Source organism: Prosthecobacter sp. (assembly GCF_044378005.1).
Taxonomy (GTDB): domain Bacteria; phylum Verrucomicrobiota; class Verrucomicrobiia; order Verrucomicrobiales; family Verrucomicrobiaceae; genus Prosthecobacter.
Genome location: NZ_JBILYB010000070.1, coordinates 19,247 through 30,553, shown reverse-complemented (window position 1 = coordinate 30,553; position 11,307 = coordinate 19,247). Strand labels below are relative to the sequence as shown.

11 protein-coding genes are annotated in these 11,307 nt (G+C 58.3%); 5 read left to right on the top strand and 6 right to left on the bottom strand.

Annotated features, from left to right (window positions below):
* The 4 genes from AC6FTP_RS14525 to AC6FTP_RS14510 form a co-directional block, all read left to right on the top strand.
* The coding region (locus AC6FTP_RS14525) for a hypothetical protein (protein ID WP_497207640.1) at positions 1 to 598 on the top strand (598 nt) is incomplete at its 5' end.
* Positions 599 to 630: 32 nt separating this feature from the next.
* Positions 631 to 1,335 (top strand): hypothetical protein, encoded by a 705-nt coding sequence (locus AC6FTP_RS14520; protein WP_497207639.1) that lies wholly within the window; start codon positions 631 to 633, stop codon positions 1,333 to 1,335.
* Positions 1,336 to 1,386: 51 nt separating this feature from the next.
* The gene (gene hisF, locus AC6FTP_RS14515) at positions 1,387 to 2,145 is read left to right on the top strand and encodes an imidazole glycerol phosphate synthase subunit HisF (RefSeq protein ID WP_497207638.1); all 759 of its coding nucleotides are present in this window, start codon (positions 1,387 to 1,389) and stop codon (positions 2,143 to 2,145) included.
* Between the two features lie 6 nt (positions 2,146 to 2,151).
* Positions 2,152 to 2,508 (top strand): arsenate reductase family protein, encoded by a 357-nt coding sequence (locus AC6FTP_RS14510; RefSeq protein WP_497207637.1) that lies wholly within the window; start codon positions 2,152 to 2,154, stop codon positions 2,506 to 2,508.
* Here AC6FTP_RS14510 and AC6FTP_RS14505 read toward each other — a convergent pair.
* From AC6FTP_RS14505 to AC6FTP_RS14490, 4 genes are all read right to left on the bottom strand, one after another.
* Positions 2,474 to 3,385: a hypothetical protein gene (locus tag AC6FTP_RS14505; protein WP_497207636.1), complete on the bottom strand. Its 912-nt coding sequence runs from the start codon at positions 3,383 to 3,385 to the stop codon at positions 2,474 to 2,476. The two genes, AC6FTP_RS14510 and AC6FTP_RS14505, sit on opposite strands and share 35 nt — an antisense overlap.
* A 6-nt stretch (positions 3,386 to 3,391) precedes the next feature.
* Positions 3,392 to 4,873 (bottom strand): hypothetical protein, encoded by a 1,482-nt coding sequence (locus tag AC6FTP_RS14500; protein ID WP_497207635.1) that lies wholly within the window; start codon positions 4,871 to 4,873, stop codon positions 3,392 to 3,394.
* A 63-nt stretch (positions 4,874 to 4,936) separates the two neighbouring features.
* The gene (locus tag AC6FTP_RS14495; protein ID WP_497207634.1) at positions 4,937 to 5,719 is read right to left on the bottom strand and encodes a hypothetical protein; all 783 of its coding nucleotides are present in this window, start codon (positions 5,717 to 5,719) and stop codon (positions 4,937 to 4,939) included.
* The gene (locus AC6FTP_RS14490; RefSeq protein ID WP_497207633.1) at positions 5,716 to 7,209 is read right to left on the bottom strand and encodes a thermonuclease family protein; all 1,494 of its coding nucleotides are present in this window, start codon (positions 7,207 to 7,209) and stop codon (positions 5,716 to 5,718) included. The genes AC6FTP_RS14495 and AC6FTP_RS14490 overlap by 4 nt, the downstream gene beginning before the upstream one ends.
* Positions 7,210 to 7,337: 128 nt before the next feature.
* Here AC6FTP_RS14490 and AC6FTP_RS14485 point away from each other — a divergent pair, with 128 nt between their 5' ends.
* Complete coding sequence (locus AC6FTP_RS14485; protein ID WP_497207632.1) at positions 7,338 to 7,646, top strand: Dabb family protein; 309 nt, start codon at positions 7,338 to 7,340, stop codon at positions 7,644 to 7,646.
* A gap of 10 nt (positions 7,647 to 7,656) precedes the next feature.
* Here the strand turns inward: AC6FTP_RS14485 and AC6FTP_RS14480 are convergent, their stop codons facing one another.
* Positions 7,657 to 9,150: a hypothetical protein gene (locus AC6FTP_RS14480; RefSeq protein ID WP_497207631.1), complete on the bottom strand. Its 1,494-nt coding sequence runs from the start codon at positions 9,148 to 9,150 to the stop codon at positions 7,657 to 7,659.
* Positions 9,144 to 11,255, bottom strand: coding sequence for a c-type cytochrome (locus AC6FTP_RS14475; protein ID WP_497207630.1), 2,112 nt, complete (start codon positions 11,253 to 11,255; stop codon positions 9,144 to 9,146). The genes AC6FTP_RS14480 and AC6FTP_RS14475 overlap by 7 nt, the downstream gene beginning before the upstream one ends.
* Positions 11,256 to 11,307 lie beyond the last annotated feature (52 nt).

Genomic DNA, 11,307 nt, shown 5'->3' with positions numbered 1-11,307 from the left:
CCTCATCGGTTGCGCTGTCATCATCGCCACCTTCTGGGAACTCGCCTCGCTGAATCTCAGCACCACCTGCCACGCTGTCTTTACCCGAGCTGAGGAAGTTGGTTTCCTCGGTGCCTGGCACATGGCCCAGAAGTGGCCCTATGGCAGGAACGATGTCTTCCTTTCCATCGAAACCAGCCGCCCCGTCAATGGTGCGGTCATGGGTGGCGGTCCAGTCGTTCGTGTCGGCGACCGTCTCTCCGTTTTTGACAGCGAAGGTGTGGCCGTTCTCATGACGACCGCCAAGGAACAGGGCATCCGCGTTCAGCGCTGCCTTCTCGATGCTGGAGCCTGTGAAGCGACTGCCGTTCAGGCCGCAGGCCACCGCGCCGTCGGTGTCTCGATCCCATTGGGGAACTACCATAATCTCGACGCCAACAAGGAAATCGCTCCCGAGTTCGTCATGATGAGTGACATTCGCTCCCTCATCGACCTGCTCAAGGCCCTCGTCGCTACGAAGCATGATGGCATCGGCGAGCGCACCATTCGTGAGCGGGTGGAAGTCCGCATGGAAGAATATGCCGCTCACATGAAAGCCGCAGCCAAGCTCTTCAAGTGAGCCAAAGTTTTGCGTCACTTCTCTCCGTCCGAATGAAATATCGCCCTTTGTTCTTTCTCTGCCTCCTGTGCAACGCGAGTGTAGTTGCCCAACAGGAACAGGCCAGCTCACTGCCACCGGAGATGGCCATCCACATGCAGGAGTTGCAGGAACTTCAGCAAAAGAACCGCTACGTCGAGGCCATCGCCAAACTCGATGAACTCGATGTCAGGTATCCTGACAATGCGGCTCTCTGCAACGCACGCGGCTCCATCTACATGAGCCCGGCTTTGCGAGACTTCGCCAAAGCTGAGGAGATGTTCGACAAGGCGATGAAGCTCGCGCCCAAGGAACTGCCTCCCCACTTCAACAAGGCCGAACTTCTCTTTGTGAAGCATGAGTGGAGTGCTGCGAGCAAGGCTTTTGAACAACTCCTGCAGGACTTTCCAAAATTGCCGCTCCAGATCCGGCACCTGGTGATTTTCAAACATCTCGTCAGCGAGTTGAAGCAAGATCACATCAGCGCTGCTGAAAAAATTCAAACCGTCCACTTCACCTTCATGGACGACACGCCGGCTTATTATTTCAGCAAGGCTGCACTCGCCTTTCAGAAAAAGGACGAGGCGGGAGCGAAAGACTGGATCTCGCGTGCCAACGGCATTTTCAAGGGGCCAGAAACCTCCGCCTACATTGACACGCTGATGGAGGTGCGCTGGGTGCCAAACATCGGCCTGCCTGCAACACCCCAGGGCGAGTAAGGCGCGCAAAGGTTTCTTGCCCGCTGCCAGATGCCGTGGCAAGGCGGAATCATGCTCACCAAGCGCATCATTCCCTGTCTCGACGTCAAAGAAGGCCGTGTGGTCAAAGGCACCCAGTTTCTGCAACTGCGTGATGCCGGTGACCCCGTGGAGTGCGCCAAAGTCTATAACGCCCAGGGTGCCGACGAACTCGTCTTTCTCGACATCACTGCTGCTCACGAGCAGCGCAAGACCATGGTCGATGTCGTCGCCCGCACCGCCGAGCACTGCTTCATGCCGCTGACTGTCGGTGGCGGCATCCGCACCGTGGCCGACATGCGCGAGATGCTCCTCGCTGGAGCTGATAAAGTCGGCATCAACACCGCCGCCGTGAAGACACCCGAGGTCATCGATGCCGCTGCCGAAGCATTCGGCTGCCAGTGCCTCGTCGTCGCCATTGATGCGAAGCGGAACGCGCGTGGTTCCTGGACCGTCTATACCCATGGCGGGCGCAATCCCACCGAGCTGGATGCCATCGAATGGGCCGTAGAAGTCTGCCGTCGTGGGGCAGGGGAGATCCTGCTCACCAGCATGGACGCCGATGGCACCAAGGCAGGCTACGACATCGCCCTCACGCGCGCTGTCAGTGAGGCTGTCACCATTCCGGTCATCGCCAGTGGTGGCGCAGGCAATCTCCAGCACATGGCCGATGTACTCAGCCAAGGCAAAGCAGATGCAGTGCTCGCGGCAAGCGTCTTCCACTTCGGCGAATACACCGTCGGAGACGTGAAGCGTTACCTCCAGTCCCACGACGTGCCCGTGCGCATCTGATCAGCCATGAAGCTCTACACCTACCAAGCCTGCTCCACTTGTCGGACCGCCGTGAAGTGGCTGCGCTCCCAGGACATTGCCTTTGAAGAAATACCCATCCGCGAAACGCCGCCCAGCATCGCTGAACTGCGTGCCATGCTCGCTGCCCACGGAGGTCAATTGCGCCCTCTTTTCAATACTTCCGGCCAGGACTACCGCGCCCTTGGTCTCAAAGACAAACTTCCAGCCATGAGCACGGATGAGGCGCTGGCGTTGCTCGCGCAAAATGGCAACCTTGTGAAGCGCCCCTTCGCCATTGATGTGAAGCGGAAAATCCACCTCACTGGCTTCAATGAAGCGGTGTGGGCGGCGGCGCTGAAATAAGCTCCGCCATCTCGCGCAATTTTTCACGCACGGCGGCGGCTTTCATCGCCAGAGCTCGCTGCTCTTGCTCATATTGCTCGCGCCCTTCCGGTGTCTCGATGCACACGGGTTCACAGCCGAGATGGCGGAGATCGTAGGGGCTCGCACGCATGTCCAGATCACGCCCTTCACAGGCCAGGCTGAAACATTCGCCAATGAGGTCGGCGCCCACCCAGGGCCAGAGTTTCGTGGCCCACTTGTAGAGGTCCATGTTTGCATGCAGACATGCGCCCTGCTCCATTTCGAGACGGGTTTCGAGGACTGGTTGGAAGAGGTTCAGCGGCTTCGCCTCAGGGGTGAAGAAACGAAAAGCATCGTAGTGGGAACAGCATAGCGTTTGAGTTTCCACGAACTTAGCCATGGTTTCTGGCGCGAGTCGCAGCTCATAACCCTGATGCCGCACCTGCTCCCTCGGCTGACGATAGACCATGGCCCACTCGTGCAGTCCGTAGCAGCGAAAGCGCGGGGGGCGCTGCGTGATGGAGGCGCAAAGCGAGGCCACCCACCGAGCCAGGCCCCGCACGTTTTCTGGTATCGCCGAAGCATCCAGCCTCGTGATATTGCCTTCGCAACGCATGGGCGGCATCTGAAGCCAGGGCATCTCCAAAAGATCCTCCCCGGTGACCGCCATGCTGGTGCCGAGCGGTGCCAGCCAGCGTTTCAGCTTGGCGGGGGAGAAGTTGTAATAGGTGAAGAGGAAGTCATGCACCGGATGCTTTTCCCCACGGCTGCGCCTTTGCACAAATGCCTCGGCCATCGCCGATACACGAATGAGATGCCTGTCCCTCCGGGTATGCCACTCGTGGCGTGTGAGCTGGGTGTCCTGGATCGACTGCATGACGGTTTAACGTGCCGTCTTTCTCAGCACTTCGAGTCTCGGATCATCCAGATCCAGGCGATACATCAGCTGGTTGTAGTCATAGCGTGGTGTGGGCACGGGATTTCCGCTGAAAGTCTCCGAGTAGGTGCCCTCGAAGTAGATGATGCGCCCGTCCTTCTCGTCGAAGAAGGCGTGGTGCCGGGGATTGTAAAAGGAGTAGCGGGGGTGACTCGCCACTTTGACGGCCTTCGTCCAAGGGCCGGAAGGTGTGGGAGCTTCCGCATACCAGACTTCGCCGAGATTGGACTCTGCTGCCTGCTGCTGATTCCCAATCATGATCCAAGTCTTGCGATGGGAGTTCCAGTTCACGCTCGATCGATGAATCTCCACGGGCTTGCCCGTGACGGCGTCTTTCACCTGGAGCAGAGCGCGACTGGGCGTCATCTTTTTGTCTGCCAGCATTTTAGCTTCACTCTTCTGAGTCACGGGAGGGAGCTTCTTTTGCCAAAGATAGTCCTGCTCTTCTGAAGACCAGGCGAGTGCCTCATAGCTGCCCGGATTGGTGGCGTCATTGTAGGTGGCCGACACGCGTGTGACAGCGAAGCTGTTGCTGAAGTAATAGAAGTCTCCCTCTTCATTGCTGATGCGCACCGCGTTGCCTTCGGGATGCTGCCATTCGAATTCATCTCCGAGCAGCACGATGGAGGTGAAGTGCCCCTGAGTCTCGTCGAATTCGCAGATGCCGTGCTCCAGGCGCTTGCCCAGATCTTTAAAGCGCCCGTAGTGGCCGATGAGGTGCTCTTTCCCCTCAGAATCAGGCACCACCATGAGTCCGAAGATCCAGACGACGCCGGGTTCCTTGGATGGCATCATCCGGCGGAGTTGGGAATCATCGCTCGTCAGATATTCGAGATGAATGCCATCATCCGGGGCTAGTCCGCCCTTCTCAGGCATATCCGACCAGGCGCAGGTGGAGTGGAAGTTGCCGAGTGGGTAGTTCGGTTTGTTCGTGTCTCCCCAAAGCCAGAAGAGTCGGCCTTTCCATGGCAGCGCCTGCACGCTGTCCTGTCCCGTGGTGAAGTTGAAGTTCGCACGCGGAAGCGGTGCTTCTTTGCCGAGCAGCTCGGAGTCGCGGTAGATGCCCTGACCCGTGATGCGGTAGAGGCGCTCGGCGATGTTCTGGCGCATGACCTTGATCTCAGCCGAACTGCCAGGCTTGGGAGTCAGACGTACGCCGGAATAACCGAAGCCATCTTTCCCCACCGCATAACCCGGTGCATTGACATGGAAAAAAACTTCGCGCTCCATCAATCCCGGTTCGCAAAAGGCGACCCAGCCTGCGCTGTCTGAAGTATGGCTGATGTGGTTTGTCGTCGTCAGTGTCACCAGCGGAACACCACGCCCAGTGGATTCGTCGATGATGTGGATGGCAAACCAGTCGCCACCATCAGCGTGTCCCGAGAGCAGACATGTCAGGGCCAGAATGCAGATACGCAGGAAAAACATGATGTCCTTTTAGCACCGGAGGCTGTTGCACAAAAGATAGAAATGCTGCCCCTGGGATGGATGTCACTCCTTCGTGCGGGCGATGACGAGATTGCGCACGAGCAAGCCTGGCACTTCTGCCGTGGCAGCAGTGAAAGTGAGCTGGGAGCCGCTGATGTCTTGTTCGAGCTTCATCTGCCCCAGGCGCAGAAGGCGGTATGTCCGTGCGTCCTTCGTGGCCTGGGTGGGGGTGATGTTCTTTTCGATGATCTGGCCCGCAAATTCGATGCGAACTGGCACTGCTGCATCTGGAGTGAGGCTGGCGAAGTGGAGGACGAAGTCATAACTGCCCGCTGGCAGATGATCGATCCGCCAACTCATCTGCCCGACCTTCGCGGCGACAGGGCTGGCGCTTCCCTCCGGCTGCGGGAGGATACTCTGGGCAAAGGAGGGCGTGAGAGTGATCGGGGCGCGTCTCGGCTTCCCTGGCGAAGGCATCTTGGCGGTCACAGCGGCAGCTTCGGCGCCTGGATTCAGTTCCTGCGCTGCCGCAGCCAGATCGATGAGTCCTCCACTGCTGATAAGCGCCTGCACTCGTTGGATTTCCGCCTGCAGGGCAGGGGTGTCGTTCAGACGTGCGCTTTGCTGGAGTTCAGTGAGATAATTGCCGAGCAGAGGAATGTGACGCGCACGAAGCTGCTGCTGGTAGATGTCCTCCAATTGCCGCAAGCGCGAGTCGGGACTGCTGGCTTCGACGGAAGGGGACTGAACAACTAAAGTTAATGTCTCAGGCGCTGTCTGTGCCTGCAGTTCAGAGACAGCCATGAGTGCCAGAACAAAGAGGCAGGGAAGGGGATATCTGCTCATGGTTTGTTGTCTCCGCTGAGAGCCCAGGCTCCATTTTGCAGGCGTTTGGCCACTGCTTCACCTTGTTGCAGACTGTCGAGCAAACCTCTCTCCATCATGCCGGCTCTGAGTGATTTCTGCGGCACTTCGACAAAGGCGAATCCCTGATCGACGAGGATATTTTGATACAGGCCCACTTCAGGAAGAAAGATGAGCGCCGGCTGATGTCCGTCTTTGTCTTTATTTGGACGGAGCAATAGACGCAAGGGCTTGCCCGCGAGATACCCGAGAGTGAATTCGCGCGCAACACGTGCAAATGGAGCGGCATCTTCCTGCTCGATGCGGAAATGCCTGGCGAAGTTCCGGGTCTCCTCGCTCTTTGAATCCATCGGTGCGCAGCGGACCCAGAGAAGGCGGACGGGAATCTGCTTGCCTTCATGTTCGACGATAAAGTGATCCCCGCTGCTAGTGTGGTCGTTTGTCACCAACGTCGCTCCCTCAAGATCGACAAAACCTGCCACGCCACCGAGTTGTCGGAGCAGGCGTTTGAGAACATCTCCCGAATTGTTCGGAGATGTTTTTTGGAGCGCGGTGAGGCGTTCTGTCTCGACCATCACTTCATCCCGCAATTCCGGGTTCGCTGCGAGGACTGCAAGCGCTTCGGTGTGGGCCGCGATGACAGGCTTTTGCGCCAGAGCCAGTTCACGATGAAGCTGATCTCGGGCGACAGCGAGGAGGTCCCCCTCCGGCAATGTGGCGGCGGTTTTCAGAATGCCCTCAGTGGCTGGCGTGAGGCGCACATTGCGCATGGAGATGACATTTCCCGGATAACTCGCCGTAGGCACGATGCGCAGGGTGATGCTGTTGCGGGTAAAGTTCAGTGGTCCGATGCGCAGCGGGGTGAAAGTGTCGTCAGTTGTCGTGCGTGCGATCTCGAAATTGCGGCGATTTTCCTGAGCGCCAGGCAGCAGGGAGACTTCATAAAAGACGAAGGATGCCTTGTCCTGCGGCATGAAACGCTCAGGAAGAGCGCCGCCAGCAGAGGTGGGTAATCCGTTGATGCTTGCCTCCAATTCCAGGTAATAACTGCCTGGGGTCAACCTGATCGCACTCCACTCGGCCATGCTGCTGGACCCACGCCAGCCGGTGAGCACCTCGCCTCTTGCCTCGGCACTGCCACTGAGACGTGCGCGTGATGGCAGCAGTGGGATATTGGAGGGATTGCTGGCGCTGATCTGCCCATAGATGGCCTTCAGTTCATCACGCCTTTGCTGCACGAGCCTGGCCTCCTCATAATCAGCACCAGCGGCCAGTTCGGATTCCAACTTGGCGAGCGCACGCTCGTACTGATCGCTAAGGATCTGTGAATCACCGAGGACGAGCTTTAGAAACTCCGAACGTTTGGTGGTGACGGTGTTGGTATCCTGCGCCGGGATGCCACCGGTCATGCCAAGCAAACCACAAGCCCAAATGAGGCGGAGGCGGCAGGCGATGTGTGGAAGACGTGGCATGTGCGGCGGGAGAGGTGGCATAAAATCCTGCCGGATGCGAGATGCAAAGCGCGATGTTTTCCAGTCGCGAAAGGCCGGTTGAGTTCTCATTTGCCAGGCCCGCGAAAGCCGCCATCATCGCCCCCTCTATGATCCACAACGTCTATTTCTGGTTGAAGACCGACCTCACCGCAGAACAACGCGCCACCTTCGAAAGTGAACTGCGCCTACTGCCAAAGATCAGCTATCTCGCCAGTGGTGCCGTGGGCAAACCTGCTGCGACCGAAGCACGCCCAGTGACGGACCACAGCTTCGATTACAGCCTCTCCCTGAAGTTTAAGACCATGGCCGAACACGAGTTTTACCAGGCAGGCTGCCCAGATCACCAGCGCTTCGTCGATACCTGCAAACCCTTCTTCGCCAAGGTCATCGTCTATGACACCGAAGAGCTGGCGTAAGCTGGATCGTTCACGGAATTTTGTTCAGCGTGTAAGCGCAAAGGCGATGCCAGAGGGCATTGCCGCTCTTTCCCGTAACTTCGGGTAACTCGAACTCATGAACATATCCGGCACGGAGGTTTGCGCACTTCACCGTGAGGTTCAGTGCATCTTCAGAAAGCTGCCAGTCGCTAAGCTGAAGCGGCTGAGGGTCGACTTCGGGGCTGCCATACTTTGCCGTGTGCAGGTAGGTGTAGCTTTGAGCTTTCGTTTGTGACCAGTCGCTGGCTTTGACTGGCTCGGTGAAGGTGAAACGGAAGCCGCCTGCGATGGCTCCGAGCTTCTGGATTTCCAACGGCACCTTGCCCGTCGGCACGAGTCGTTGGAGTCCATACGGACGACTGCCATAACTGTTCCAGCCACGATTTGACTGGCCCACGATCATCGATCCATCGGTTAGGAAGTTCAGTGTAAGCACGGCGCTTTGCAGACCGCTGACGAAGGGGAAGCACGCGCCCTGGTACTCGCCGCCGATCTTTTCCAGAAAGACGCGATTCACGCCGGAGAGCACAAACTCGCCGACAAACATCTGCTTCTCAAATGGGCCGAACTTTCCGCCGGTGAGATCACAGCGCAGGCCGGTGGTGCTTTGGCCGAACTTCACATACGGCAGCCATACGGCAGGCAGGCAGTAGCCGGGCACCTGAGTCACTGCTTCAGCGACGGTGATGCCATCGAGAATTTTCGCCGGTGGCTTCACGGGTGAGCCGGGGCGCTTGGCATCCTTCAAAGCATCGGCATGGCCGAAGTATGCGCCTTGTCGGATGTGCATGATCGGACTCGTGGGTGTCCAGTTGCCTTGTTGATCAGTGCCAAAGATGTCGCCCTCGGCATTCAAGCCGATACCGCATGGGCTGCGGAATCCTGCGGAGAAGCCGGTGGCAGTGGTGCTGCCCTTTTTCGTGATGATGCTCCAGCCGCGCCAGAGCGGATGCTTAGCCTCATCGCCCGCGCCATCCCAGACTTTGCCCATGGAGCAGTTGAGCGTGTTGTGCATGTTGCCTTCACGATCAAACACCGGGCCATAGGCATACTCATGGTAAGCGCCGGAGACACCCCAGCCCTTGCTCGCGGCGATGTATTCATCGGCGACACCATCTTTGTCAGTATCGCGAAGACGCGTGACCTCGCTGCGTTGAGTGACGTAGAGATCGCCCTCGTGATAGGCGAGCCCGAGGATCTCATGCATGCCGCTGGCAAAGAGCTTGTAGCCGAGATTGGCGACGGTTGGCGGTTCTGCGCTTGGATTCTGAATGATCCAGACTTCACCTTTGCGGATGGAGACCGCCAGCTTGCCATCAGGCAGCACGGCGAGTCCACTGGCTTCCATGTTCACGCCGGGTGGGGTTTCCAAAGTGACCGTGCGGTAGTAGTCGGACTGGTCCTGGGCAGAGAGCTGAGAGCAGAGAGTATAGAGCCAGAAACCGAGAACTGAGAACTGAGAACTGAGAACTAGCTTTACCATGACAGTACCTCCTTGGTTTCCATGCCGTTGATCTTCACCACACGCTCGAAGCCCTTTTTCACGGGCCGCAGCGTGTCTTCCACTGACTGTCCATCGAGCGTGTAGAGCATTGTTGGAACGCCGTCTTTGCCGAGGCGATAGCCGGTGAACTCTCGTGTGCCAGTGGCTGCGGGGAGTTCCTTCACGTCGGTGCCGAGCGGCTTGATGGCGGCCATCTCGCGACTCTGCCAGTTGCTCATGGCATCAAGGAATTTGCCTTTCCAAATCACTGCCCAGCGCACCTGAACGGAATCAAAGGCGGCATGGATGCCCTGCGGGAATCCGACGCCGATGGCGTGGCTGCCTGCGCCCTCGATGAAGCTGCGGAAGACGATGGGCTTGCCAGCTTTCTCGGGCTTCAACTCGAAGTCCTCGGTGGAGATCAGGCCGTCGGGCAGCGGCTGGCCATCGAGTTCTTTGAGGTAGGTCCAGATGGATTCCACCTCCTTATCCGCCGCCTTTCGGCCCATGAACATCGGTGGCATCATCGTGCCGGGTTGGGTGAGTTGCGGGTTGAGCAGAAGCTCCTTGAAATACTCGGGTTGGAGTCGCTCCACCGTGCTGTTGAGTTTAGCCACAGGTGGGCCAAGCGACTTACGATCCTTCAATCCATGACAGCCGACACAGGCGAGACCCGTCATGCCAATCAGCTTCCGTCCTGTCTCGGCTCGGTGATGTTTGCCCAGGCCACTGACATCGATCTCGACGGGCTTCTCGCGCTTGTCTGCTTCGGGCAGGAGATCGAGCAGCATCTCCGTCTGCGCTTTACCGAAGTTCGGCATCCGCGTGTTCATGTAAGGCCGCACGCTGCCGCCTTCGCCGAAGAGGATCTTTTCCAGCCAGCCGCGAGTGAGCTTGCGACCCGTGTTGTCGAGGTTCGGCGGCATGTGCGCGAGTTCGCCGAGGGATTCGGCGGTGGCGTCGTTGCTGGTAAAATACTGCGCGCGCGGGTCTTCAGGTCCGCCTTTGCCATCGCGATCATGGCAGGCGTAACAGTTCAGGCGAGACATCTGCCAGTCGATCTTTTGCGCAGCGGTAAATTGAGGCGCTACATCTTTTTGAATGGCCGAGAGAGCGAGCTTGATGGCGCGCTTCTGGAGATCGTTGAGGTCGAAGCGTGGCGTGCCGGTGGGCTGCTTGGTGGAGAGGCAACCTTTATCAGGGGTCAAAGAAGCCAGCGAAGGATAGGAGCGACCTTCCAATGGAACTTCGCTCTGGTGGCAGCTCGTGCAGCCCATGGCCTGGAAGGTCTGCCTGCCTTTCTCGATGCCCTGTTTCGGAATCTTCAGCGCGGCACGCTCCGTGGCTTTCTCCTGCTGGCGACCGACGTGCAGATAAGCGGCGATGTCGGCGGCGTCCTGATCCGTGAGGCGCATGTCGGGCATCCGGCCGGAGGGGCGATGGGCCAGCGGGTTCTTCAGGAAGTAGGCCAGCGAGTTCACATCATACACATCGGCAAAAGCGATTGGCACGGAGGCATTGCCGGGCTTCTCGACTTCCATCTCGGCTGGCACTTTGGCTGGCCGAAAGTCGGTTCCAGGCTCATGACAGGCCACGCAGCCGATCTTGTGATACAGCTCCTTGCCATGCGCGCCATCACCCGCAGGCATCTTTGGCTTGTCCTGCTCGAGCGAGCTGAGGTACTCCACGAGCGCCTCGACCTTCGCGCCATCGCCTTCTTCACCAGCGAACATGCCGGGCATCTGCGTGCCTTTTTTCCGATACTGCGGGCTGCGGATAAAGAGCCAAAGCTGATCTGCATCCAGCCTTGAACCAACGCCATTGAGGATCGGCCCCTGCTTTGGAGCTAACCTTTCCTGCCATTCCTTCGGCGCAGCATGGCAGGCTGTGCAGTTCAGTTCAGCCAGCAGCAAGTAACCACCTTCGATCACATGCTCGTCAGGATCTTCGGGCAGGTTGAACTGATCGAAGTTGAAGACGTAGGCGTGATTGATCGGCTCAGCTTGCAGCGGGTGCGCATCGGAACGTGAAACGAGACCAAGTGTGATGGCGAGCAGGGAATGACGAATGAATGACGAAGCTCGAATGACGAATGATGTGCGCATGACTTCGGGTTTGGGAATTCTGGCTTCTTTCGTCATTCGGATTTCGGCATTC

What these genes read in the sequence shown, in the direction of transcription:
- AC6FTP_RS14520 (WP_497207639.1), top strand. Translation starts at nt 631, where the DNA reads ATGAAATATCGCCCTTTGTTCTTTCTCTGCCTCCTGTGCAACGCGAGT.
- hisF (WP_497207638.1), top strand. Translation starts at nt 1,387, where the DNA reads ATGCTCACCAAGCGCATCATTCCCTGTCTCGACGTCAAAGAAGGCCGT.
- AC6FTP_RS14510 (WP_497207637.1), top strand. Translation starts at nt 2,152, where the DNA reads ATGAAGCTCTACACCTACCAAGCCTGCTCCACTTGTCGGACCGCCGTG.
- AC6FTP_RS14505 (WP_497207636.1), bottom strand. Translation starts at nt 3,385, where the DNA reads ATGCAGTCGATCCAGGACACCCAGCTCACACGCCACGAGTGGCATACC.
- AC6FTP_RS14500 (WP_497207635.1), bottom strand. Translation starts at nt 4,873, where the DNA reads ATGTTTTTCCTGCGTATCTGCATTCTGGCCCTGACATGTCTGCTCTCG.
- AC6FTP_RS14495 (WP_497207634.1), bottom strand. Translation starts at nt 5,719, where the DNA reads ATGAGCAGATATCCCCTTCCCTGCCTCTTTGTTCTGGCACTCATGGCT.
- AC6FTP_RS14490 (WP_497207633.1), bottom strand. Translation starts at nt 7,209, where the DNA reads ATGCCACGTCTTCCACACATCGCCTGCCGCCTCCGCCTCATTTGGGCT.
- AC6FTP_RS14485 (WP_497207632.1), top strand. Translation starts at nt 7,338, where the DNA reads ATGATCCACAACGTCTATTTCTGGTTGAAGACCGACCTCACCGCAGAA.
- AC6FTP_RS14480 (WP_497207631.1), bottom strand. Translation starts at nt 9,150, where the DNA reads ATGGTAAAGCTAGTTCTCAGTTCTCAGTTCTCAGTTCTCGGTTTCTGG.
- AC6FTP_RS14475 (WP_497207630.1), bottom strand. Translation starts at nt 11,255, where the DNA reads ATGCGCACATCATTCGTCATTCGAGCTTCGTCATTCATTCGTCATTCC.